This window comes from Minwuia sp. IMCC3060 (assembly GCF_029909435.1).
Lineage (GTDB): Bacteria > Pseudomonadota > Alphaproteobacteria > Minwuiales > Minwuiaceae > Minwuia.
Map to the genome: position 1 here is coordinate 1548380 of NZ_CP123782.1, position 22894 is coordinate 1571273.

At 66.3% G+C, this 22894-nt stretch carries 20 protein-coding genes; 10 read left to right on the forward strand and 10 right to left on the reverse strand.

Going from position 1 to position 22894, the window contains the following annotated elements; translation table 11 throughout:
* Positions 1 to 2: 2 nt before the first annotated feature.
* Positions 3 to 1127 (reverse strand): LptF/LptG family permease, encoded by a 1125-nt coding sequence (locus QGV54_RS07325; protein WP_281017511.1) that lies wholly within the window; start codon positions 1125 to 1127, stop codon positions 3 to 5.
* A gap of 179 nt (positions 1128 to 1306) precedes the next feature.
* On the opposite strand from QGV54_RS07325, the gene QGV54_RS07330 reads away from it, so the two are divergent.
* The 6 genes from QGV54_RS07330 (at position 1307) to amrS (ending at position 7334) form a co-directional block, all read left to right on the forward strand.
* Positions 1307 to 2809: a leucyl aminopeptidase gene (locus QGV54_RS07330; protein WP_281017510.1), complete on the forward strand. Its 1503-nt coding sequence runs from the start codon at positions 1307 to 1309 to the stop codon at positions 2807 to 2809.
* An 11-nt stretch (positions 2810 to 2820) separates the two neighbouring features.
* The gene (locus QGV54_RS07335) at positions 2821 to 3267 is read left to right on the forward strand and encodes a DNA polymerase III subunit chi (protein WP_281017509.1); all 447 of its coding nucleotides are present in this window, start codon (positions 2821 to 2823) and stop codon (positions 3265 to 3267) included.
* Positions 3268 to 3361: 94 nt separating this feature from the next.
* Positions 3362 to 4237 carry a TauD/TfdA family dioxygenase gene (locus QGV54_RS07340; RefSeq protein WP_281017508.1) on the forward strand — a complete coding sequence of 292 codons (876 nt, stop codon included), beginning with the start codon at positions 3362 to 3364 and terminating at the stop codon, positions 4235 to 4237.
* Between the two features lie 44 nt (positions 4238 to 4281).
* Positions 4282 to 5523, forward strand: a complete 1242-nt coding sequence (gene argJ, locus QGV54_RS07345; RefSeq protein WP_281017507.1) for a bifunctional glutamate N-acetyltransferase/amino-acid acetyltransferase ArgJ — start codon at positions 4282 to 4284, stop codon at positions 5521 to 5523.
* 274 nt (positions 5524 to 5797) lie between these two features.
* Positions 5798 to 6193, forward strand: coding sequence for a (deoxy)nucleoside triphosphate pyrophosphohydrolase (locus QGV54_RS07350; protein WP_281020128.1), 396 nt, complete (start codon positions 5798 to 5800; stop codon positions 6191 to 6193).
* A gap of 31 nt (positions 6194 to 6224) precedes the next feature.
* Positions 6225 to 7334, forward strand: a complete 1110-nt coding sequence (amrS, locus tag QGV54_RS07355; protein ID WP_281017505.1) for an AmmeMemoRadiSam system radical SAM enzyme — start codon at positions 6225 to 6227, stop codon at positions 7332 to 7334.
* On the opposite strand, the gene QGV54_RS07360 is transcribed toward amrS, so the two are convergent.
* The gene (locus QGV54_RS07360; RefSeq protein WP_281017504.1) at positions 7326 to 7934 is read right to left on the reverse strand and encodes a 2-hydroxychromene-2-carboxylate isomerase; all 609 of its coding nucleotides are present in this window, start codon (positions 7932 to 7934) and stop codon (positions 7326 to 7328) included. The genes amrS and QGV54_RS07360 overlap by 9 nt on opposite strands.
* Complete coding sequence (locus QGV54_RS07365; protein WP_281017503.1) at positions 7927 to 8862, reverse strand: alpha/beta hydrolase; 936 nt, start codon at positions 8860 to 8862, stop codon at positions 7927 to 7929. Before QGV54_RS07365 ends, QGV54_RS07360 begins: the two co-directional genes overlap by 8 nt.
* A gap of 138 nt (positions 8863 to 9000) precedes the next feature.
* Between QGV54_RS07365 and QGV54_RS07370 the strand changes: the two genes are divergently transcribed.
* A complete protein-coding gene (locus QGV54_RS07370) occupies positions 9001 to 9192 on the forward strand; it encodes a hypothetical protein (RefSeq protein ID WP_281017502.1) in 192 nt (63 codons plus the stop codon).
* A gap of 38 nt (positions 9193 to 9230) precedes the next feature.
* Here the strand turns inward: QGV54_RS07370 and QGV54_RS07375 are convergent, their stop codons facing one another.
* The gene (locus tag QGV54_RS07375) at positions 9231 to 9866 is read right to left on the reverse strand and encodes a class I SAM-dependent methyltransferase (protein WP_281017501.1); all 636 of its coding nucleotides are present in this window, start codon (positions 9864 to 9866) and stop codon (positions 9231 to 9233) included.
* 24 nt (positions 9867 to 9890) lie between these two features.
* Between QGV54_RS07375 and QGV54_RS07380 the strand changes: the two genes are divergently transcribed.
* Complete coding sequence (locus tag QGV54_RS07380) at positions 9891 to 11153, forward strand: CCA tRNA nucleotidyltransferase (RefSeq protein WP_281017500.1); 1263 nt, start codon at positions 9891 to 9893, stop codon at positions 11151 to 11153.
* On the opposite strand, the gene QGV54_RS07385 is transcribed toward QGV54_RS07380, so the two are convergent.
* The 3 genes from QGV54_RS07385 to QGV54_RS07395 are packed head-to-tail and all read right to left on the reverse strand — an operon-like array spanning position 11110 to position 13780.
* Positions 11110 to 11991, reverse strand: a complete 882-nt coding sequence (locus QGV54_RS07385) for a hypothetical protein (RefSeq protein WP_281017499.1) — start codon at positions 11989 to 11991, stop codon at positions 11110 to 11112. The two genes, QGV54_RS07380 and QGV54_RS07385, sit on opposite strands and share 44 nt — an antisense overlap.
* 10 nt (positions 11992 to 12001) lie before the next feature.
* Positions 12002 to 12865 carry an acyl-CoA dehydrogenase family protein gene (locus QGV54_RS07390; RefSeq protein WP_281017498.1) on the reverse strand — a complete coding sequence of 288 codons (864 nt, stop codon included), beginning with the start codon at positions 12863 to 12865 and terminating at the stop codon, positions 12002 to 12004.
* A gap of 30 nt (positions 12866 to 12895) precedes the next feature.
* Entirely contained in the window at positions 12896 to 13780 is an 885-nt protein-coding gene (locus QGV54_RS07395; RefSeq protein ID WP_281017497.1) for an endonuclease/exonuclease/phosphatase family protein, read from the reverse strand.
* A gap of 157 nt (positions 13781 to 13937) precedes the next feature.
* Here QGV54_RS07395 and dnaK point away from each other — a divergent pair, with 157 nt between their 5' ends.
* Both dnaK and dnaJ read left to right on the forward strand, forming a co-directional pair.
* Positions 13938 to 15866 (forward strand): molecular chaperone DnaK, encoded by a 1929-nt coding sequence (gene dnaK, locus QGV54_RS07400; RefSeq protein ID WP_281017496.1) that lies wholly within the window; start codon positions 13938 to 13940, stop codon positions 15864 to 15866.
* A gap of 91 nt (positions 15867 to 15957) precedes the next feature.
* The gene (gene dnaJ, locus QGV54_RS07405) at positions 15958 to 17112 is read left to right on the forward strand and encodes a molecular chaperone DnaJ (protein ID WP_281017495.1); all 1155 of its coding nucleotides are present in this window, start codon (positions 15958 to 15960) and stop codon (positions 17110 to 17112) included.
* Positions 17113 to 17170: 58 nt separating this feature from the next.
* Here the strand turns inward: dnaJ and QGV54_RS07410 are convergent, their stop codons facing one another.
* The 3 genes from QGV54_RS07410 to QGV54_RS07420 are packed head-to-tail and all read right to left on the reverse strand — an operon-like array spanning position 17171 to position 22876.
* On the reverse strand, positions 17171 to 20746 hold the full coding sequence (locus tag QGV54_RS07410; RefSeq protein WP_281020129.1) for an error-prone DNA polymerase: 3576 nt from the start codon (positions 20744 to 20746) through the stop codon (positions 17171 to 17173).
* Entirely contained in the window at positions 20746 to 22317 is a 1572-nt protein-coding gene (locus tag QGV54_RS07415; protein ID WP_281017493.1) for a DNA polymerase Y family protein, read from the reverse strand. The genes QGV54_RS07410 and QGV54_RS07415 overlap by 1 nt, the downstream gene beginning before the upstream one ends.
* A complete protein-coding gene (locus tag QGV54_RS07420; protein ID WP_281017492.1) occupies positions 22226 to 22876 on the reverse strand; it encodes a hypothetical protein in 651 nt (216 codons plus the stop codon). Before QGV54_RS07420 ends, QGV54_RS07415 begins: the two co-directional genes overlap by 92 nt.
* Positions 22877 to 22894: the final 18 nt, after the last annotated feature.

The following is a 22894-nucleotide window of genomic DNA, read 5'->3' on the forward strand; positions in this document are numbered from 1 at the left end:
TCTCAATCCCCTCCCGCGGTTCGGGCGGAGGAGAAATCAGGAGGCGGCGGCGCGGTCGCTGCAGCGCCGCCACCTGCACCGGGCCTGATCATGTAGAGACTGACCCCGATGCCGCTGGCGATCAGGAGGTAGAGCAGCACGAGAGCGAACGGTGAACTGCCGCCGGCCTGTACCAGGGCCAGTGCGGCGCCCTGGACCAGTCCCGCAGCGATGCAGGCAACAAGGATGCGCCGTCCCTGTCCGCGGCGGTCGAATTCGCCCGACAGGATCGCGGCGATGGCGATCAGGCTGAAGGTGAGCGCCAGCAGCGGCAGGGCGACCCGCTTGTGCGCCTCCGCCTGCTGCCGCCAGTAGGCATCGCCCGTCAGCCCGGCGCCGGTTTCCAGCAGGGTAAGGATGCTCAGTTCCTCCAGCTTCTTGGGCCGGACGGGTACGGAACTGCCGAACATGTTCACTTCCAGCGTATAGCTGTCGAAGAACAGCAGGCTGACGTCGCCGCTGTTGGTGTCCCGTTCCTGGCGGTTGCCGCTGAGCAGCAGGATCTTCGGGCCATCGTCGCTGCGGATGATGGTGCCCTTTTCCGCCATCATCGTGACGGTCTTGTTCTTGTCCCGGTCGTCCTGGATCAGCAACCCGCGCAGTTCACCCCCTGGATGACGTTCGCGGACGTATACCGTCAGCTTGCTCTGCAGCGGTGTGAACTGCTGTTCGCGCAGCACCAGCGTCGAATAGATGTAATGCCAGGCGAAGCGGGTATCGCGCATCGTCGTGTTGGCCAGCGGCATGAAGTAGAAGGTCATGGAGGCGACAACGGCGGCACAGGCACAGCCGAGGATGATGCCGGGCCGCGCCAGTCGCATCCGGCTGAGACCCGCCGCACGCATCACCACCAGTTCACTGTCCGTGGACAGTCGCCAGTAGGCGTAGAGCATGCCGCAGAACAGGCCGATCGGCATCGTGACAGGCAACAGTTGCGGCAGCAGCAGCAGCGAGATGTAGGCGAATGCGCTGGCCGTCATGTCGTAATTGATGATCTCGTCGACGAAGCGCAGCGCCTGCACGATCCAGATCACGCCGGTCAGCACCGACGTGACAAACAGGAACGGACCGATGGCCGTGCGGATCATGTATCGACTGAGGGCGCGCATGGCCGCGGAGTATAGCCTTCATGGCGTCATGTTAAAGATGGGGCAGCGCTCACAATTCGCGGCGTTTGCGCACCCCGCCAAACGCTGCAATATATGCGACATGAAAGGGGCACCGGTCCGGTGTCCGGCAGGAATCAATCGGGAGCGGGCGGAAACAGATGGAAATCGAGATCAAGGGTGGAGCCATTCCGGGGCGCGGCGCGATCGCTGTTGCCATCGGCAAGGGGGGCAAGCTGTCGCCCGCTGCAACCGAACTGGACAAGACCACGGAGGGCGCGATCAAGCAGGTGCTGCGTGCCTCCCGCTTCTCCGGCAACAAGGGACAGCAGGCCGAGATCCTGGCCCCGCGCGGTACCCGGCTGGACCGGATCCTGCTGCTTGGCGTCGGCGATCCCGCCGACATGACCCAGAATGATCTGGAGGCCCTGGGCGGCAAGACCTACGCGACCTGGGCCAATTCCGGCGTGAAGCAGGGCAAGATCGTCATCGATTCGGATGGACTGGCGTCGAAGACCAAGCTGACCAAGGGCGCGATCCAGGCGCATATCGCCGTTGGTGCGCGCCTCGCCAGCTATCGTTTCGACAAGTACCACACGAAACTGAAGGACGAGGACAAGCCGACGCTGGAGACGCTGACCATCGGTGCCCGGTCGGCCGCTGCCGCGCGGGATGCCTTCGCGTCACTGGAACGCGTCGCCGAAGGTGTGTTCCTGACCCGCGATCTGGTGTCGGAGCCGCCCAACATCCTCTACCCGCAGACCCTGGCTGACCGTTGCCAGGAACTGACGAAGCTGGGCGTGAAGGTCGAGGTGCTGGGCGAGGCCCAGATGAAGAATCTTGGCATGGGCGCGCTGCTGGGTGTCGGGCAGGGGTCCGTCCGGGAGAGCCGCCTGGTGGTGATGCAGTGGAACGGTGGCCGCAAGAACAGTGCCCCGGTCGCCTTCATCGGCAAGGGCGTGACCTTCGATACCGGCGGCATCTCCCTGAAGCCCGCTGCCGGCATGGAGGACATGAAGTGGGACATGGGTGGTTCCGCCGCCGTGATCGGTGCCATGGCGGCGCTTGCCGGGCGCGGTGCCAAGGTGAACGCTGTGGGTGTTGTCGGCCTGGTCGAGAACATGCCCGACGGCAATGCGCAGCGCCCCGGTGACGTGGTCACTTCCATGTCCGGTCAGACCATCGAGGTTCTGAACACGGACGCGGAGGGACGGCTGGTCCTGGCAGATGCGCTCTGGTACACGCAGGACCGTTTCAAGCCGCAGTTCATGGTCAATCTCGCCACTCTGACCGGTGCCATCATCGTGGCGCTGGGATCGGAGCATGCCGGCCTGTTCTCCAACAATGACGAGCTGTCGGAGCGCCTGCAGGAGGCCGGCAAGGCGGTGGAGGAGAAGCTCTGGCGCTTCCCGCTGCACAAGAACTACGATGCCGACCTGAAGTCGCAGATCGCCGACATGCGCAACATCGGCACGGGACGTGGTGCGGGTTCGATCACCGCAGCACAGTTCCTGCAGCGCTATGTCAATGATGTGCCTTGGGCGCATCTGGACATCGCCGGTGTCGCCTGGTCGCAGAAGGCCTCCGCCACCGCGCCGAAGGGCGGCACGGGCTATGGCGTGCGGCTGCTGGACGAGCTCGTCAGGCGCTACTACGAGAGCTGATCCGGACAAGCATGGCCGATGTCGCCTTCTATCACCTGACCCGGAAGCCGCTGGAAACAGCGCTTCCGGAACTGCTTGAGAAGGTGGTGGAGCGCGGCATGAAGGCTGTGGTGCGGGCAGGGGACGACGGGCGGGTCAAGGCGCTCAACGACCTGCTCTGGATCTATCGCAAGGATGCCTTCCTGCCGCATGGCTGTGCGGAGGATGGTCATGGCGCGTCGCAGCCTGTCTGGCTGACCTCAGGCGCGGACAATCCCGCCGGGGCGACCGTGCTGCTGCTGGTCGATGGCGTGGCTGCGGCGGACCTGGAAGGCTACGACCGTTGTCTCGACCTTTTCGACGGACGGGATGAGGACGCGGTGGCCGGAGCCCGCGACCGCTGGCGCATGGCGCGTTCGGCTGGTCACAGCGTGACCTACTGGAAACAGGGGGAGCGGGGCTGGGAGAAGGGCGCGTGACCCTGGCCCGTCAGGGGCCTTGCCTTGTACCTTCCGGGGCGGGACAATCCACGAAAAGCCCCCGCACGGAGCATGGGGACGGGAGGATACGCACATGAGCGCACTTGCGGACAACGACTACAGCCATATCGGTGTCACGCCGCTGACCGGCGTCATGGGGGCCGAGATCGATGGTGTCGATCTGACCTCCGGCCTCAGTGATGCCGTGGTGGCGGAGATCGAGCAGGCCTTTGCCGATCATAGCGTCATCATATTCCGCAACCAGCATCTGGAGCCTGAAGACCAGAAGCGTTTCACGCGTCTGTTCGGCGAATTCGGTGTCGAGCCATATGTGAAGACAATGCCGGAACATCCTGAAGTCATTGAGGTGATCAAGGAAGCCAGCGAGATCGGCGTGAAGAACTTCGGTGGTAGCTGGCACTCCGACTGGAGCTTTCAGGAGGCACCGCCGCGCGCCACGATCCTGCATGCCAAGGAAGTGCCGCCCTTCGGTGGGGATACCATGTTCGCCAACATGTACATGGCGTTCGAAACCCTCTCCAGGGGCATGCAGCGAATGCTGGAGGGGATGCGGGTCGTCCACTCCGCGCGGCGTCCCTATGGTGTCGACAACAAGCTGTTCGGCACGGCCAGGCGGGCCATGACCATCATCAACACGGAAGAGGCGCACGCGGAACTCTGCCATCCGGCAGTGCGCACGATCCCGGAGACGGGCCGGAAGGCATTGTTCATCAATCCGGTCTATTCGATCCGGTTCGAGGACATGACGGAGGCGGAGAGCCGCCCCATCCTTGATTTCCTCAATGCCCATTCGACCCGTGCGGAGTTCACCTGCCGCGTGCGCTGGCAGCCCGGAACGCTGACCATGTGGGACAACCGCTGTGTCCAGCACAACGCGATGAATGACTACGACGGATTCCGTCGCAGGCTGCACCGGACAACCGTCGCCGGTGCGCGCCCCAGCCTCTGACGCACTTTCGCCTGCCAGTTCACACCTCTTTCAGGACGATCCCCATGGCCGCTGCCTTGCCCGTCTCCCCCCTTGCGCCCAAGTCACAGCCCGATCTGCCGCCGATCGACGGCTGCGAGCTGGGCAGCATCTCCGCCGGTCTGCGCTACAAGGGCCGGCCGGACCTGACGTTCTTCCGCTTTGCACCGGGGACGACCGTTGCCGGGGTGCAGACGACCTCCACGACTGCCGGGGCGCCGGTGGTCTGGAACGCGCGCCACCTGGGCAAGGGCTTGGCGCGGGCGCTGGTGGTGAACGCGGGCAATGCCAATGTCTTCACTGGCGCGAAGGGCGAGGCCGACGTGGAGGCCACGGCCAGGGCTGCTGCCGAGCTGGTCGGATGCAGCGCCGATGAGGTGCTGGCGGCTTCCACCGGGGTGATCGGTGAACTGCTGCCGGTCGCGAAGCTGACGGCGGCCCTGCCGCAGGCCATGGCGAGCATCAGCGCCAATGGCTGGGCCGGGGCGGCGGCAGGCATCCTGACCACCGATACCTTCGAGAAACGCGCGACCGCGACCGTGAACATCGGCGGCGCGTCCGTGACCATCAACGGCATCGCCAAGGGTTCGGGCATGATCGCGCCGAACATGGCGACCATGCTGGCCTATGTGGTGACCGATGCCGCGCTGCCCGCGTCGGTGCTGCAGGCGCTGCTGCCCGCAATCACCGACCGCACCTTCAACTGCGTGACGGTGGACGGTGACATGTCGACTTCCGACATGTGTCTGCTGTTCGCCACCGGCAAGGCGGTGGGACAGCCCGCCATCAGCTCGGCCGAAGATCCGGCGCTGGATGACTTCAGGGCGGCTCTGGAGGATGTGCTGCGCGACCTGTCGGTCCTGATCGCCCGCGACGGGGAGGGGGCGACCAAGCTGGTCACGGTCGATGTCACCGGTGCCACCAGCGCCGCCTCCGCCCGGACCATCGCGCTCTGCATCGCCAACTCGCCGCTGGTGAAGACCGCCATCGCGGGGGAGGACGCCAACTGGGGCCGTGTCGTCATGGCCATCGGCAAGTCCGGCGAGCCGGTCGAGCGTTCCCGGCTGGGCGTCCGCTTCGGCGGGGTCACGATTGCCGAGAACGGCGGCCTGTCCCCGGACTATCGTGAGGCCGACATCATCCCGCACATGAAGGGGCAGGAGATCCATATCGAGGTTGAACTCGGCATCGGCGACGGCGCTGCCCGCATCTGGACCTGCGACCTGACCCACGGCTACATCGACATCAACGCCGACTACCGTTCGTGACTCCGACCACCTTCTCTCCAACACCCACGACGCTCGCGGACCTGATCCGCGAGCCTAGGCTCCGACGTCTGCGCGGCACCCTGGATGCCCGGGTCAAGCCCGGGCACGGCGTGAGTGGGGGTGGGACTGTCAAAACACCCTCTCCATCTCTCACGACGCTCGCGGACTTGATCCGCGAGCCCATGCGCCGACGTCTGCGCGGCACCCTGGGTGCCCGGGTCAAGCCCGGGCACGGCGTGTGTGGGGGTGGGACTGCTATTCCTTCGGTCAGGCCATGAAACTGGTCCTCGTCGCCGCCATCGCGCTGGTCCGCGACAGCCGGGTCCTGTTCGCGGAACGGCCGAAGGGCAAGAACCTCGCTGGCCTCTGGGAGTTTCCGGGCGGCAAGGTGGAGGCTGGCGAAACACCCGAAGCCTGCCTGGTGCGCGAATGCGCGGAGGAACTGGGCATCACCCTGCGCGCGGAGGACCTGCAACCGCTCACCTTCGCCAGCCACACCTACGAAGATTTCCACCTGCTGATGCCACTCTATGCCTGCCGCGACTGGCAGGGCGAACCGACGGGGCAGGAGGGGCAGCGGCTTGCCTGGGCGACGGCGGCCGAGCTTGAAACCTATGCCATGCCCCCCGCCGACGACCCGCTGCTGCCCGCCGTCCGGACGCTGCTGTGACAAGGGCCGCGACTTGCGGCACCATGGCGGCATGAACACCCATGTCGGCACCGTTTCCGGGCGCTACTACTCCCGGCAGGATGATGGACGCATCCGCTGCGAGGTCTGTCCGCGCTACTGCCGTCTGAACGACGGGCAGCGGGGGCTGTGCTTCGTGCGGGCGCGGCAGGGCGACGAGATCGTGCTGACCTCCTACGGGCGCTCCTCCGGGTTCTGCATCGACCCCATCGAGAAGAAGCCGCTGAACCATTTCCATCCCGGCACCCCGGTGCTGTCGTTCGGCACCGCGGGCTGCAACCTGACCTGCCACTTCTGCCAGAATCACGACATGTCGAAGAGCCGCCAGATGGACACGCTGGCCGATGCCGCGCCGCCCGCGGCACTGGCGGAGACGGCGGTCCGGCTGGGCTGCACCTCCGTCGCCTATACCTACAACGACCCGGTGATCTTCCTGGAGTATGCCGTCGATACGGCCATCGCCTGTCACGAGGTCGGGGTGAAGAACGTGGCCGTCACGGCGGGCTACATCTGCGCCGAACCGCGCGCGGAGTTCTACGCCCACATGGATGCGGCGAATGTGGACCTGAAGGCGTTCAGCGAGGATTTCTACCGCCGTGTCACGGGTTCGCAACTCGGTCCCGTCAAGGAGACGCTGGAGTATCTGGTGCGTGAAACGGATGTCTGGGTGGAGATCACCACCCTGCTGATTCCCGGCGAGAACGACTCGGATGCGGAGCTGGAGGCCATGACGGCCTGGGTCGTGGAGCGGCTGGGGCCGGACGTGCCGATGCACTTCACCGCCTTCCACCCGGACTTCCGGATGCTGGACAGGGAACGGACCCCGCCGGAGACCCTGTTCCGGGCGCGCAACATCGCGCTCAGGGCCGGGGTCCGGCATGCCTATGTCGGCAATATCCATCACAAGCAGGCCCAGTCCACCTGGTGCGCGGGCTGCGGCGGGATGCTGATCGGTCGCGACTGGCACCAGCTTTCAGACTGGCACCTGGACGATCATGGTGGCTGCGTCTGGTGCGGCACGCCGCTGCCCGGCCGGTTCAGCGGCCCGCCGGGCGACTGGGGCCGACGGCGGGAGCGGGTGCAGATCGCGCCGGTGGCGGGGCCGCCCCAGCCATCACGCTGAAGCCTGCTCCAGCGTCCAGGCGATCTGCGGCAGCCGGTCGGTGCCCCAGAACAATTCGCCATCGACGATGAAGCTCGGGCTGCCAAACACGCCTGCGGCGACGGAGCGGTTGCAGGCATCCTTCAGCATCTCCTTCACCTCGGGATCATCGGGGGCGGCGCTGGCGGCGTCCCTGTCGAAGCCATGCCGGGCGGCGATGGCGACCGCATTGTCCTTCTGTGAAACATCAATGCCTTCCGACCAGTGCGCGCGCAGCATGTCCCGCGCGGCATCCGTCGCCCGCGTCCGGTCCTGCGCCAGCATCCAGCAGAACAGCCGCGCAGGCGCAAAGGGGGAGGTCACGAAATCCGGCACGGCAGGGCGGTAGTCCAGCCCGTGAAACCGGTAGATCCGGGGCACGTCCATGCGGATGTAGTCGCCCTTCAGCGGTGTATCCATCAGCGGCGGCAGGCCCATGGTCTTCATGACGGAGACGCCCAGCAGCATCGGATGCCAGTCGACCGTGCGGCCATGCTGCGCCGCCAGTGCCTCGATCCCCACCGCGCCGGGCCAGGCGTAGGGGGAGATGAAGTCGAAGTGAAACGCGATCGGATCAGCCACGGGATTTTCCTCCGGCTCGGTTCAGGCGCAGGTGCGCCAGCAGGTGACGTGCCGTCTCCTCCGGTACTTCCTCCGCCACGAAATGTCCGACACCCTTCAGCGCCTCGAAGGTACAGGCGGCGCTGACATGATCCTGCGTCGTGATGGCGGCGCGTTCGCCGACACTCATGTCCTCCCGCCCCCAGATGTAAAGCGTGGGCACATTGATGCCGGGAAAGTCGTCCCTGGCCAGTGTCGACTCACCCGAGAAGGCCGCCCGGTACCAGTTGAGTGCGGCATCCAGCGCATCCCTGTTGCCCAGGACGGAGAGGTGACGCGACGCCAGTTCGTCGGACATGCGCCGCTTTGCCGGTGGCGCGCTGGCATCATCGGCGCCGAACAGCCCGGACGCATTCTCGAAGCAGAGCGTGTTGCGCAGCGCCTGCGCATCATCCTGCAACAGCCGGTCCGCCATCTCCGGATCCTGAAACGCCTTGTGGTGGCGGGACCGGTTGGCCTGGGCCGGGTCGTTGCGGAAGGCGGCGGCAAAGGCTGCCGGATGCGGGCGGGAGAGCACGGTCAGGCTCAGCAGCCGCTCGGGGTGTGCGGCGGCGGTCGCCCAGGCGATCTGCCCGCCCCAGTCATGGCCGACGAGGTGAAACCTGCCAAGGCCCAGCGAATCCGCGATGGCCACCACGTCGGCCACGATCTCGCTTACCTGATAGGCCTGAATCCCTTCAGGCCGCGCACCGGGTGAATAGCCGCGCTGATCCGGGGCAATGCCACGATAGCCTGCCCCTGCCACAGCCTGCAGCAGCTCGGTCCAGCTGTGGCGGGAGTTCGGGAACCCATGCAGGAAGATCACCGCCTCGGCTGACGTTTCATCGCCTGCCATATCGGCGGTGAAACGCATCCCGCGTGCCGCGATCTCCGTCGTTGTAAACGTCATTCCTTGCCTCCCCCGGCAGACATGACCCGGCAATCCCTGCACGGTTCACCATCACGAATTTCCAACCATCTGATTTCACTGAACTAATTCGTGGCACCGGAGATGCAACAGCGAACGTGAAACAGATGGAGAAATATCATGTCAACGAGCATGGCAATCGAAAAGCACCAGATCGACTGGGCAGCCCATCACCTCAGCCTCGCGCTGGGTGGTATTGCGGCAGACATCGCCGGTTCCTGGGCCGATCACCTTGGCCGCCTGGGCAAGCCGGAACTGTCGCAGACCTGGCGTCAGATCGAACAGCGTCTGGAAGCCGCGCCCGCCGAGTAATCGGGCACCGGGCATCGGGCAACGTGCTGCCGCCGTGCTCAGGTCCGGCGCAGCACGTGCACCCGCGCCGGCAGGCGTTCCGCCTCCGGCGCGCCGGGCAGGCTGACATAGCGCTGGCTCTCGTCCGCCCCTGAGAGGGTGCCGTCTGCCACCAGACCGCTGACGGCAGCCCCGTAGCTGTCGGCCCAGGCCTGTTCGGTGATGGTCAGGATCATGTGGCCACCCGGCTTCAGGATGCGCGCCAGTTCGTGCAGGCAGGTCGCGGGTGCGTGACCCGGTGTCATGACGCCGGAGCTGACGATGGCGTCGTATGATCCGGTGGCGAAATCCAGCACCTCGCCCAGCATCTGCTGTTTCAGGTCGCGATAGCAGCCCTTGCTGCCCGCCACCCGCAGCATGCCTTCCGACAGGTCGATCCCGTCGATTGCCGTGTACCCCAGCACGGCCAGCGTTTCCCCCAGCACACCCGTGCCGCATCCCGCATCCAGAATTACCGTCTGCGGCGAGGGCGCATGTCGCCCGACCATGCCCGCAATGATCGCCGGATGACGGTAGCCCCAGCCGCTCATGTCCGCATCGTAGGCCTGTGCCCAGCCATCATAGCTGCGGCTCAGGGCGGAGGCGTCGCCGCCTGCGGCATAGACATCCTTCAGATGGGCTTCATTTTCCGACACGGATCGTGCTCCCTTGGCGGTGGAGTGCTATCTGCATTCTCGCCCTGCGTCAGGGCGCACCGCAACCCGGAGGAACCCACCATCAGGATCGACACGCCATGGCAGGACGATCCGGCCTTCACCGCCGTCGTTGCCGCGATCAGCGCGGCGGGCGGGCAGGTGCGTGTGGTCGGCGGGGCGGTTCGCGATTGCCTGCTGCAACGGCCTGTCGGAGATATCGACATGGCGACATCCCTGCTGCCGGAGGCTGTCATGGCCGCCGCCGCGGCGGCGGGCCTGAAGTCCATACCAACCGGTATCGAACATGGCACGATCACGGTGATCGCCGGGGGCAGGCCGTTCGAGATCACCACCCTGCGCGCCGACGTGGAAACCGATGGCCGCCGTGCGGTGGTCAGTTTCACGACCGACTGGGCACGGGACGCCATGCGGCGCGATTTCACGATCAACGCGCTCTACCTGGACCCGGACGGCGCACTGCACGATCCGCTGGGGCAGGGACGTGCGGACCTGAAGGCGCAGGTGATCCGCTTCATCGGTTCGGCGTCGGAGCGTATCCGGGAAGACTATTTGCGCATTCTCCGCTTCTTCCGGTTTCACGCCATGCTGGGCTGGCCGATCCGTGACAGGTCGGGCGCGGAGGCCTGTGCGGCGCATCTGGGTGGCCTGCAGCGCCTGTCGGTCGAGAGAATCTGGCTGGAAATGGGGAAGCTTCTGGCCGCGCCGGACCCGGCACCCATGCTGGCCGAGATGGCGGATACCGGCATTCTCGCCGCGATAGCCGCTGAACTGGACCTGGCCCGGGGCCTTCCGGTCACGCGTGACGCGATCCTGCGGCTCGCGGCGATGATCCCGGATCAGGCGGCAGCCAGCGCGATCTCCGGACGCTGGAAGCTCCCGAAGGCCGATGCACGACGGCTGGTACTGGCGGTCCGGCATCCTGCGGATTCGCTCACCAGCCCGGCAGCCACCCGTATCGCGCTCTATCACGATGGCAGGCAGGCCATGATGGACCGCAGCGTTCTCGCCACGGCGCGGGGAGAGGTGGTGGACAGGGACGTGCAGGCGCTGATCGCAGACTGGCCGATCCCCGCGTTTCCCCTGCGGGGCCGCGACCTGATGACAGCGAACGTCCGACCGGGGCCGGAGATGGGCGAACTGCTGCACAGGCTGGAGGCGCGCTGGATCGCGGATGACTTCAGGGCCGACCGGGCGCAATGCCTGGCATGGCTGGCGGAGGAAGTCAGGGATCTGGCAGACCCAGGATCCACCCCTCCGACCGGCTGACCTTGTCGTGGTCGTCGCCGGTCAGCCAGTCCGGTGCGGACAGCCGGGAAGCGAGCATGCCATCCCGCTGCCAAGCCATGATTGCATCCCGCGTGACCGCGACCTGTGCCTGATCCCGTATCGGCCAGGGGGCGGCGGAAATATCGAACAGACTGGGCCAGCATTCCACATGCACAAGCCCGTCCAGCCTTGCTGACCAGCCGGTCTCGAAGGGCCACCAGCGGGCCGTGACATGATCCGCCAGCCGGTCATTCAGCCGCTGGATCGCCGCGAGACCCATGAGCGCCTGGGAGCCGACGGAGCCGGTGGTATAGAGCTTCCAGACGCTCTGGATCGTGGGGAATCCGAGCTGGCGTGTGTGACGCTCGACGATGCGCCACTCGGGGAAGGGGAAGCGCGTGAAGTCGGGTTTCTTCTCCGGGACCGTATCCGCGGCAACCCCTGCGGGTCTGGCCCAGAAGGGGCCGGAACCGGAGCCGAGGGCGCGGTTGAGATCATTGGCCACGGCGAAGCGATTGTTGCGGTCCCTGGGACCATCCTCAATCAGCCTGGCCAGTCGGGTGGCAATGTCCCGCCCACCGCCAAGCCCGCTCTCCGCCGGATAGCCGAAGGGGAAATCCCAGGCGATCAGGGCATTGCCGCCCGTCCGCCGGACCAGTTCCTCCAGATGATCCAGACAGTCGTTTCGTGTGCGGCAATAGACCGGTGATGGCCGTTCATCGGCCGTGCCCCATGCCAGCCAGACACGATCCTCTGTCGGACGCGCGGGGCCGGGGCTGGCGGCGGCGGACCAGTCCACCACGGCAATCAGGTCAAAGCCGGTCGATGCTTCGTTCATGCCAACGGCGTCAGGAACGCGCGGCGCGGCGTTGCAGGCCTTCGCTGTAGATGCTCAGCACCTTCTGGTCCGATTTCCAGTCAGGTATTTGCATGATTTCAGGTATTTGCGTGACGTTCTTCACAATTTCCTGAATCTGGAGATCCAGCCGTGCAATCTCCTTCGGGTGCTGCATCGGGTCCTGACAGCAGGTGTCCAGACCGGTCACGATCTGCCGCAGCCGGTCCGCCAGTTCAGCGTGTGATGACGCGACATGCGCCCAGAGAAACGCAGCCCCGGCGAGCAGGACATAGGCCGATTCCGCACGCACGAAGGGACGCAGCCGGTTGTCGCCGAGCCGTCCGGCCTCCGGCACCGCCACATTGTCCATGGCGGCAAAACCCTGGCTCATGCGGGGCAGGAAACCTGCCTTGTCGCGATGCGAAAGGGTGACCCCCGGCGCCTGGCTGTCCAGCAGGATCGCGTGGCGCGGCTTTTCCTGTTCCTCGCCCGCCGCACGCGCGGTGATGATCAGGTGATCCAGATGCCGCGACTGCGCCACCCAGGACTTGAACCCGTTCACCCGCCATGTATCCCCGTCGCGCGTCAGCATGACACCGGGATGCTTCTCCGGCTCATGCCGGTCCTCGCTGGCGGCGAGGGCGGCCCAGCCACCGGCAGGCAGTTCCGGGAAGCAGTGGCGCATGGCGGCCTGGTAGCCGCTGGCGAAGACCCAGTCGAGATGGTCGGCCCGCAGTCCGCCACTCACGGCCTGCACGACAGGCGTGGCCCTGGACAGGCCGGCCGCGTCCCAGGCCGCACGCCAAGCCTCCTCGGTCGGGGCCTGTGCCCGGGCGGGCGGGCTGTTCAGCAGATCGTCGGTCCCGGTGGTCATGGATGATGTTCTCCCCTGAGTCTCCGCCGGTCAGGGTAGCGCCGTGTCGATCCCGACGGCCAGACCATAGTGGTCGGAGAGCGGGATCATCTGTCCGTCGGGCAGGGGCACCGTATGCCGGGTCGCGACATGTCGGCTGCGCAGGGCCAGGTCGGGACCCGCTGGCCGGACCCATATGTGGTCGATGTCCTGATCCGGGCTGTCGCCATTGATGATCGGGTTCGCATTCGACCAGCTTGTCACCCCGGCATCGTCCCATTCGACCGCATCCACGCGCGCGTCCTTCCAGCCCCGGGAGGCACCGAGACCAAAGGTCTCCGGTTCGAAGGCAGCCGCGGCGTTGAAGTCACCGCCGAGCACCAGTGTGTGGTCTCCGGGTGCCTCCGCCATCGCATCCAGCGCCATGCTGACCTGGCGCCAGCGGAAATCCGGTGCCATCGCGGCGATCTTCTGTCGCCCGCGACCGTCATAGCTGGTGTGCATGTTGCCAAGCCGGAATCGCTGGCCCGCCACCTCCAGATCGACGAACTGCATGCCCTTGCGGGCGATGAAACGCTCCACCCAATCGACAGGGGGAAACTGCCGGGTGGCCGGCTGTCCGATTCTGAGATCCCGGCGGATCAGCATGACCAGTCCGGTATCGGGGCCGATCTCCCGTGCGGCAACCACCCGGAATCCGGTGGATCGGGCCAATTGCGCGACAACATCCCTGCCATAGGCCTCCTGCAGCAGCCACGCATCGACCTGTTCCTCATTGCGGTTGAGCCAGGCGCAGATCGCGGGCAGGCGCGCGGTCTGGTGGGGCACGCCCTCGCGCAGGGTCTGTCCCAGCAGGTGCAGCCGGGCGAGGCCAATGTTGAAAGTGGCAATTCGGAACATGTCGGAAATCGCAGGGGTGCTTGGGTTGCGGGCCATGGGGCACCCCCCTATATAGCAGTTCGCGTCGGCATGATTGTGACAGTCGTTGCAACGGTTCCCGGAACCGCCGGTGCGAACACGAACCGAACTGCAAGGGGGCGCGGGCGGTGCCTGCAAGGGCCAACCGCGTCGGCCACAATAGAAGAGGAAGCAGATGTCGAAAGTGATCGGGATCGATCTGGGCACCACGAATTCGTGTGTGGCCGTTATGGATGGCACCAATGCCAGGGTCGTCGAGAATGCCGAGGGCGCGCGTACCACGCCGTCCATGGTTGCCTTCAGCCCCGATGGTGAGCGCCTTGTCGGACAGGCCGCCAAGCGTCAGGCAGTGACCAATCCGACCAATACCCTGTTTGCGATCAAGCGCCTGATCGGCCGCCCCTACGGCGACGATGTGGCGAACGAGATCGCCAAGACAGCCCCCTTCGAGATCGTCAAGGCGGACAATGGTGACGCCTGGGTCGAGGCCAATGGCGAGAAGTACGCGCCGTCGCAGATCTCCGCCTTCATCCTGCAGAAGATGAAGGAAACCGCCGAAGCCTATCTGGGCGAGACGGTGGACAAGGCCGTGATCACGGTTCCTGCCTACTTCAACGATTCACAGCGTCAGGCCACCAAGGACGCCGGCAAGATCGCCGGTCTGGAAGTGCTGCGCATCATCAACGAGCCGACGGCTGCGGCCCTGGCCTATGGCCTGGACAAGTCCGGCGAGAACAAGATCATCGCGGTCTATGACCTGGGCGGCGGTACCTTCGACATCTCCGTGCTGGAGATCGGCGACGGCGTGTTTGAAGTGCGCTCCACCAACGGCGATACCTACCTGGGTGGCGAAGACTTCGACATGGTGCTGGTCAATTATTTCGCGGACGAGTTCAAGAAGGAGAACTCGGTCGATCTGCGCAATGACAAGCTGGCCCTGCAGCGTCTGAAGGAAGCCGCCGAAAAGGCGAAGGTGGAACTGTCCTCGGCGACGCAGACGGACATCAACCTGCCCTACATCACCGCCGATGCCTCGGGTCCGAAGCATCTGACGCTGAAGCTCAGCCGCTCCAAGTTCGAGAGCCTGGTCGGTGACCTGGTGCAGCGCACCGTTGCCCCCTGCAAGGCGGCCCTGAAGGACGCCGGTCTGACGGCGGCGGAGATCGACGAAGTCGTTCTGGTCGGCGGCATGACCCGCATGCCCAAGGTCATCGAGACCGTGAAGGAATTCTTCGGCAAGGAACCGCACCGTGGTGTGAACCCCGATGAGGTCGTGGCCATCGGTGCCGCGATCCAGGCGGGCGTGCTGCAGGGCGACGTCAAGGACGTGCTGCTGCTGGACGTGACGCCGCTGTCGCTGGGTATCGAGACGCTGGGTGGTGTCTTCACCCGCCTGATCGACCGCAACACGACGATCCCGACCAAGAAGTCCCAGGTGTTCTCCACGGCAGAGGACAATCAGTCCGCCGTGACCATCCGGGTTTTCCAGGGTGAGCGCGAGATGGCGGCTGACAACAAGCTGCTGGGCAACTTCGACCTCGTCGGCATTCCGGGCGCACCGCGTGGCGTGCCGCAGATCGAGGTGACGTTCGACATCGATGCCAACGGCATCGTCAATGTTCAGGCCAAGGACAAGGCCACGAACAAGGAACAGTCGATCCGCATCCAGGCCTCGGGTGGCCTGTCCGACGCCGACATCGAGAACATGGTCAAGGAGGCGGAAGCCAACAAGGCCGAGGACGAGAAGCGGCGCAACGCGGTCGAGGCCCGCAACCAGGCCGAGGGTCTGATCCACACCACGGAGAAGAGCCTGTCCGAACTGGGCGACAAGGTCGATGCCGAGACCCGCAGCAGTATCGAAGCGGCGATGACGGATCTTCAGTCGGCCATGGAAGGCGACGACGGCGACGCCATCAAGCAGAAGACCGAAGCGCTGGCACAGCTTTCCATGAAGCTGGGTGAGCAGCTGTACGCCCAGCAGGCGGAGGCCGGTGACGGCGACGCCGGCGAGGGCGGTGCCGAAGGCGGCGCCAAGTCTGCGGATGACGACATTGTCGATGCCGACTTCGAGGAAGTCGACGACGACAAGAAGAAGTCTGCCTGACAGGCAACGGAGCGTTGACGGCGGCACTGGTCCGGAGCATTTGTTCAGGGCCAGTGCCGTTCGTTCCGGCTGACTGGAGGGGCGGAGACTGATGGCAAAGACCGACTATTACGAGATGCTGGGGGTTTCGCGCGACGTGGATGGCGCGACCCTGAAGAAGGCCTATCGCAAGAAGGCGATGCAGTATCACCCCGACCGCAATCCCGGGGATGCGCAGGCCGAACAGACCTTCAAGGAACTTTCCGAAGCCTACGACGTGCTGCGCGATGCCGAGAAGCGCGCGGCCTATGACCGTTTCGGCCATGCGGCGTTCGAGAACGGCGGTTTCGGCGGTGGACGCGGCGGCGCATCCGGCCCCGACTTCGCCAATTCCTTCTCCGATATCTTCGAGGACCTCTTTGGCGAGTTCATGGGCGGTGCACGCGGCGGACGTCGCGGTGGCCCGGCCCGTGGTGACGACCTGCGCTACAACCTGCAGATCGACCTGGAAGATGCCTTCATCGGCAAGCAGGTGCAGGTCACGATCCCGACCGCCGTCAATTGCGAGACCTGCAAGGGCTCCGGTGCGACGCCGGGGACCGAGCCCACAGGCTGCGGTACCTGCAACGGCATGGGCAAGGTGCGCGCGCAGCAGGGTTTCTTCACCATCGAGCGGACGTGCCCGGCCTGTGGCGGCCAGGGCCAGGTGATCAGCGATCCCTGCATCGACTGCAACGGCAATGGCCAGGTGCAGCGGGAGAAGACGCTGTCGGTCAATGTGCCTGCGGGCGTCGAGGACGGTACGCGCATTCGCCTTTCGGGCGAGGGCACGGCGGGCGCACGCGGCGGACCGCCGGGCGATCTTTACATCTTCCTGTCGATGAACCCGCATCCGATCTTCGAGCGGGAGGGCATGAACCTGTTCTGCTCCGTCCCGATCCCGATGACCACGGCGGCGCTTGGCGGTGATGTCGAGGTGCCGACCATCGACGGCGGGCGCGCCAAGGTGACGATCCCCGCCGGCACCCAGACCGGCAAGCAGTTCCGCCTGCGCGCCAAGGGGATGCCGCAACTGCGCGGCGGCTCCTATGGCGACCTCTACATCCAGGCGGAGATCGAGGTGCCGGTGAACCTGTCACGGCGCCAGAAGGAACTGCTGGAAGAGTTCGCCTCCGAGAGCAAGGACGGCCGGGGCAAGCGCAACCATCCCCAGACGGACGGCTTCTTCGACAAGGTGAAGGAATTCTGGTCCGACCTGACGGACTGATCCGGCAGCCCGGAAGGGCCGCGCCGGTGCGGGAAGATCGGGCAACTGAACGCGCGCGTCAGTGAAAGTCCCTCGACTTCGGGATGACGCGGACGTTGCGCGGGTGGCGGGCCGTGTGACCGGGCAGGGGGCTGGTCACATGATCGGCGCGGGCGATGGGTGACCGCATCAGGTCGTCGGACAGATGGATCAGTTGCCCGGTTTCATCCACCAGCCGCTTCGCGATGATGTGGATCACGTCGTCGTCCATCTGCACCATGCCATGCACCGCCATCAGCCGCGCCCCCATGATGGTGCGGCGGTACTGTTTCAGGGTATCGGGCCAGACCACCAGGTTGGCGACTCCGGTCTCGTCCTCCAGCGTGATGAAGACGACTCCCGCCGCACTGCCCGGGCGCTGGCGGATCAGCACGATCCCGGCCATCGAGACGGCGCGGCCATTGCCCAGGGCGCGCAGCCGGTCGGCGGTGGTGAAGCCCTCCGCCCTGTATTTCTCCCGCAGGAATTCCATCGGATGCGCCTTCAGCGACAGACGCAGCGTCTGATAGTCGGCGACCACATGTTCGCTCAGGGGCATGGCGGGCAGCAGCACATCGGTGTCCGGCCCCTCGTCATGGGTTTCCTGCCAGGTGAACAGGGGCAGGTCGGGCGCGTTCTTGACCGTGCGCGCATCCCACAGTGCCCCGCGCCGGTCCCGCCCGAGGGAACGGAAGGCATCCGCCGCCGCCAGGGTCTGGATACCCCGCGCCGACATGCCGGCGCGGCTGCGCAATTCCTCTACCCCGTCATAGGGCCGGCCGCGATGGCGCAGCAGCCGGGCCGCATCCTCCTTCGACAGGCCGGTGACCTGGCGCAACCCCAGCCGCAGGGCGCAGGTCTGCGGCTGGTCGGGGGAGGGCGATTGCATATGGGTGCCGATTGGTCTGACAGGCTCGGATGCGCCTTCCCCCTCGACGGGGGAAGGTCGGGATGGGGGTGAATCGGCGAAGCCGACATGGCGTTGAATGCTTGTGCTGCAGCCTGCGGCTTCACCCCCCATCGACCGCTGCGCGGTCACTTCCCCCGCAAGGGGGGAAGATGGACGGTCTGGTGTGCCTGTTCCACCTTCCCTCCGGCGCTCCGGGGCCTGATCCGGGAATCCGGGGTGCAGTGGCTCCAGCGTATTGTCCCAGTCGCTGTAGTTCACATCGACGCCCCGCACGGTGACGCCATGCTCCCGGGCGTCGCGCACGATCTGGGCGGGGGCATAGAAGCCCATGGGCTGGGAATTCAGCAGCGCCGCCGCGAAGACCGCCGGATAGTGGCACTTCATCCAGCTCGACACATAGACCAGATGGGCGAAGCTGGCGGCATGGCTCTCGGGAAAGCCGTATTCGCCAAAGCCTTCGATCTGGCTGAAGCAGCGCTCCGCGAATTCCGGATCATAGCCGCGTTCCACCATGCGCCCGACCATCTTCTCCCTGTGTTCGCTGACCAGTCCCTTCGAGCGGAAGGTGGCCATGGCCTTGCGCAACTGGTTGGCCTCCACGGGGGAGAAGCAGGCGGCAACCATGGCGATCTTCATCGCCTGCTCCTGAAAGATCGGCACCCCGAGCGTCCGCTTCAGGATGTTCTTCAGCTCGTCCGGATCATGCTCGGGACCGGGGGAGGGATAGACCTCCGGCTCCTTGCCCTGGCGGCGGCGCAGGTAGGGATGCACCATGTCGCCCTGGATCGGACCGGGGCGGACAATCGCCACCTCGATCACCAGATCGTAGAAGGTGCGCGGTTTCAGACGCGGCAGCATGTTCATCTGCGCCCGGCTCTCCACCTGGAACACGCCCACCGAGTCGCCCTTGCAGAGCATGTCGTAGACCGCCGGATCCTCCTGCGGCACGGTGGCCAGCGACAGGTCCAGGCCATGGTGCGCGCGCAGCATGTCGAAGCCCTTGCGGATACAGGTCAGCATGCCCAGCGCCAGCACATCGACCTTCAGGATGCCCAGCGTGTCGATGTCGTCCTTGTCCCATTCGATGAAGCTGCGGTCGGCCATCGCGCCATTGCCGACGGGCACGGTCTGCACCAGCGGGTGCTGGGTCAGGATGAAGCCGCCGACATGCTGTGACAGGTGCCGGGGCATGCCGATCAGCTCATGCGTCAGGGCGATGGTGCGCTTCAGGTGCGGGTCCGACAGGTCCAGCCCGGCCTCCGTCACCATGCCGTCCTCCACCGATGCGCCCCAGGATCCCCAGACGGTGCGGGCCAGCGCGGTGGTCACATCCTCCGACAGGCCCATGACCTTCCCCACCTCCCGGATCGCCATGCGCGGGCGGTAGTGGATGACGGTGGCGCACAGCCCGGCCCGGTCGCGGCCATAGCGGGCATAGATGTGCTGGATCACCTCCTCCCGCCGCTCATGCTCGAAATCCACGTCGATGTCGGGCGGTTCCTTGCGCTCCTCGGAGATGAAGCGTTCGAACAGCAACTGGTGCTGCGCCGGATCGACGGAGGTGATCTTCAGGCAATAGCAGACGGCACTGTTGGCCGCCGATCCACGCCCCTGACAGAGGATTTCTTCGCCGCGTGCAAAATTAATTATGTCCTTTATCGTAAGGAAATAGCGGGCAATATTCATTTTCGAGATCAGCGCGAGTTCCTTGTCCAGGGTCTGCTGCACATCGTCCGGCACACCGTCCGGATAGCGTTCCGCCGCGCCCTCACGGGTCAGCCGTGCAAGCTGCTCATCCGGGGTCCGGCCATGCGGCACCGTCTCCTCCGGATATTCGTAGCGCAGCTCCGACAGGGAGAAGCGGCAGGCATCGGCGATGCGTCGGCTTTCACTGATCGCTTCCGGCCAGTCGGCGAACAGGCGCTGCATCTCGGCGGGGGACTTCAGGTGCCGTTCCGCGTTCGGATGCAGCAGATGCCCGGCACTTCGGATCGTCACCTTCTCCCGGATGCAGGTCATCACGTCCTGCAGCGGGCGGCGGGCAGGCGTGTGGTAATGCACGTCGTTGGTGGCCAGCAGGCGCAGGTCATGTGCCCTGGCCAGCCGTGCCAGATGGTTGATCCGCGCCCGGTCGTCACCGCGATAGAGATATGTCGCCGCAATGTGGCTGAGACCGGGCAGATGCTGCACCAGACGCGGCAGCTCGGCGGCGAAGCGGTCCACGTCCGCCCCCGGCATGGCGATCAGCACCACCTGTGCCGGTTCGGTGCCCAGAGCCTCCGCCACCATGGCCAGTGACAGGTCGCAGACACCCTTGCGCTGCCATTCCCCCGCCGCGTCCTGCATCTTGCCGGCGGAGAGCAGGGCACAGAGGCGCCCATAGCCTGCCCGGTCCTTCGGATAGGCCAGCAGGGACGGCGCATCCAGCAGGTCCAGACGACAGCCGATGACCGGGCGCAGGCCTGCCGTTGCCGCCTCCCCATGCACCCGCACCGTTCCGGCCATGCTGTTGCGGTCGGCGATGCCCATGGCGTCATAGCCCAGCAGGTGTGCGGTCAGCACCAGATCAACCGGGTCCGAGGCCCCGCGCAGGAAGGAGAAGTTGGAGACCACGCCCAGCTCCACGAAGGCTGCGGGCGGGTTGGGGCGGAACGTGCCGGGGTCGCGGATCCGGCGCTTCTCCGGTGTCAGCGGGGCTTCCGGCATCAGGCATCCAGCCCATGCATGAACCAGTGCGGGCTGCCGCCGCGTCCGTCACCGGCCACCCCCTCCCGATAGATCCAGTAGCGACGGCCGTCGCTGTCCTCCACATTGTAGTAGTCGCGCAGGCGCACGATGGATTTCTCCCGCCACCATTCCGGTGCAATCCGCTCCGGTCCGCCGCTGCGCACCACCCGATGGGTCTGGCGTCGCCAGATGAAACGCGCCGGGGGACCGTCGGGAATGGCGTGCAGCACCTCCACCTCCTCCGGTCGGGGCAGCAGCCGCAACGGGCGATGGGGGGGCGGAGACTCCGATGTTTCCGCCGACAGGGCCCGTGCTGCCGGGCGTGGCATGTCCGTATCCGCCGGAACCAGCATCTCCGCCCGCTCCGGCACATGGCTGCCGTGCCCCAGCGGCCGCAGCACCGACTGCCGCCCCAGTCGCGCGATCAGCCGGTCGATCAGCCGTGACAGGGCCACGCCGGTATCGGTTTCACCGCTCAGGTCGGGCTGCGTCAGGGCCAGGTCCTGGCCATCGATCACGTCCAGCACCATGACCTCGAACCCGAAGCCGGGATCAAATGTTTCTATTTTGTTCTCGAACAGCCTTGCCAGATGCTCGGGTTCGCGGCTGGGACGGCTGGTGGCGACCTGGATGGCGGAGACCCCGCCATCGACACGAAATCCGCTGAAACGCAGGCAGCGGGCGCCGATGTTGCGTGCCTCCATCTGTGTGGCCAGATCCTGCATCAGGTGGGTCAGCACATGGCTGAAGCTGTCGATCTCCGTGATCGGTTCGGCCAGCGTACGCAGGCTGCGCAGCGGTTCCGTGATCGCGGCGGCGACCAGAGGCTCCGTGGTCCGGCCCATGGCCTGATCCAGCCGCGCCAGCGGATTGGCGGGCAGGGGCGTGCCATGGCGGAACCGCCGGGCCATGGCGGCACGGGGAATGTCGGCCAGCGCCGCGATGGTGCGAAGCCCCAGCCGTTCCAGCAGCAGCACCGTATGGCCATCCAGCCGCAGCGCCGCCACCGGCAGGGCACCCAGCCGTGCCGCCAGCCTGTCGGGCAGACAGGTCTCCACCTTCTCCTGCCCGTGCCGGGCGAAGGCCCAGGCGCTGCCGACCGTCGGGGCGATGGCGATGTGCGCGGTCAGACCCAGTTGCGCGAAGGCCCGGCGCATGTCGGCGACCAGCGCCGCCTCCCCACCCCACAGGTGATCGGCCCCGGTGGTGTCGAGCATCAGCCCGTCCGCCCCGTCGGTCCGGGTCCAGGGGCACCAGCGTCGGCACCAGTGGGACAGGCGGGCCAGATCGGCGTGGTCCAGCCGTTCCTCCGCTTCCTCCACCCGCAGGTCGGGCACCAGGGTGCGCATGTCGGTGACCCGCGCGCCGCGTGTCATGCCCAGCGCCACGGCGGCGGCATTCATGTCATGGATCACCGGGCCGTGGGGGCCGGGGCGGGCCAGCACGACCGGTTCGGTTTCAGCCGTCGCCTTCTCGCCGTAATGCCGCCGCCGCCAGCGCTGGATCGCGAAGTGGGGCAGCCAGATGGAGACGATGCGCCGTGCGGTCATATCCCCCCTCCCATGTACCGGGCCGCGCGTCGCGGGCGCGGAACAGTTCGGTGCGCCAGCGTGGCTCCCCCGGTGCGCGCGGATCGTGCGGGTGCGGGTGCGGGGCGGAGGCGGCGGAGGCCACACGCCAGCGCCGCCGCGCCACGGAGGCGCTGGCCACCGCGCCGCCGAAACGGATCAGGAAGGCAGGTATCCCCACCCGCTCCGACCGCATTGCCAGGCGTTTCGTGGCGGTGAAGTCCAGCGCCTTCGGCTCGCCCCATATCTCTCCGATCACGGCACCAAGCGACGGGCATGCCAGACCCTCCTCCATTGTCCAGAGTACATCCCCCGCATGACGGGCGCAGGCCAGGATCAGCCTGTCCGGGTCGCCGCCGAAGCGGGCCAGCGCCCGGCCGTGGGGTTGCCCCACCTCCTGCGCGCACATGCGGTCCTGCACCCACAGAATCGACTGCGCGCGCGGTATCTGTGCCAGGGCGAAGCCCACCGCGCCGACATCCCGCGAGTCCGCGAAGACCTCCACCAGCTGCGGCTTTCCCGGCAGCGGTGGCGGCTGCATATCCGCTGTTCCGGACGG

What these genes read in the sequence shown, in the direction of transcription:
- QGV54_RS07325 (WP_281017511.1), bottom strand. Translation starts at nt 1,127, where the DNA reads ATGATCCGCACGGCCATCGGTCCGTTCCTGTTTGTCACGTCGGTGCTG.
- QGV54_RS07330 (WP_281017510.1), top strand. Translation starts at nt 1,307, where the DNA reads ATGGAAATCGAGATCAAGGGTGGAGCCATTCCGGGGCGCGGCGCGATC.
- QGV54_RS07335 (WP_281017509.1), top strand. Translation starts at nt 2,821, where the DNA reads ATGGCCGATGTCGCCTTCTATCACCTGACCCGGAAGCCGCTGGAAACA.
- QGV54_RS07340 (WP_281017508.1), top strand. Translation starts at nt 3,362, where the DNA reads ATGAGCGCACTTGCGGACAACGACTACAGCCATATCGGTGTCACGCCG.
- argJ (WP_281017507.1), top strand. Translation starts at nt 4,282, where the DNA reads ATGGCCGCTGCCTTGCCCGTCTCCCCCCTTGCGCCCAAGTCACAGCCC.
- QGV54_RS07350 (WP_281020128.1), top strand. Translation starts at nt 5,798, where the DNA reads ATGAAACTGGTCCTCGTCGCCGCCATCGCGCTGGTCCGCGACAGCCGG.
- amrS (WP_281017505.1), top strand. Translation starts at nt 6,225, where the DNA reads ATGAACACCCATGTCGGCACCGTTTCCGGGCGCTACTACTCCCGGCAG.
- QGV54_RS07365 (WP_281017503.1), bottom strand. Translation starts at nt 8,862, where the DNA reads ATGACGTTTACAACGACGGAGATCGCGGCACGCGGGATGCGTTTCACC.
- QGV54_RS07370 (WP_281017502.1), top strand. Translation starts at nt 9,001, where the DNA reads ATGTCAACGAGCATGGCAATCGAAAAGCACCAGATCGACTGGGCAGCC.
- QGV54_RS07385 (WP_281017499.1), bottom strand. Translation starts at nt 11,991, where the DNA reads ATGAACGAAGCATCGACCGGCTTTGACCTGATTGCCGTGGTGGACTGG.
- QGV54_RS07390 (WP_281017498.1), bottom strand. Translation starts at nt 12,865, where the DNA reads ATGACCACCGGGACCGACGATCTGCTGAACAGCCCGCCCGCCCGGGCA.
- QGV54_RS07395 (WP_281017497.1), bottom strand. Translation starts at nt 13,780, where the DNA reads ATGGCCCGCAACCCAAGCACCCCTGCGATTTCCGACATGTTCCGAATT.
- dnaK (WP_281017496.1), top strand. Translation starts at nt 13,938, where the DNA reads ATGTCGAAAGTGATCGGGATCGATCTGGGCACCACGAATTCGTGTGTG.
- dnaJ (WP_281017495.1), top strand. Translation starts at nt 15,958, where the DNA reads ATGGCAAAGACCGACTATTACGAGATGCTGGGGGTTTCGCGCGACGTG.
- QGV54_RS07410 (WP_281020129.1), bottom strand. Translation starts at nt 20,746, where the DNA reads ATGCCGGAAGCCCCGCTGACACCGGAGAAGCGCCGGATCCGCGACCCC.
- QGV54_RS07415 (WP_281017493.1), bottom strand. Translation starts at nt 22,317, where the DNA reads ATGACCGCACGGCGCATCGTCTCCATCTGGCTGCCCCACTTCGCGATC.
- QGV54_RS07420 (WP_281017492.1), bottom strand. Translation starts at nt 22,876, where the DNA reads ATGCAGCCGCCACCGCTGCCGGGAAAGCCGCAGCTGGTGGAGGTCTTC.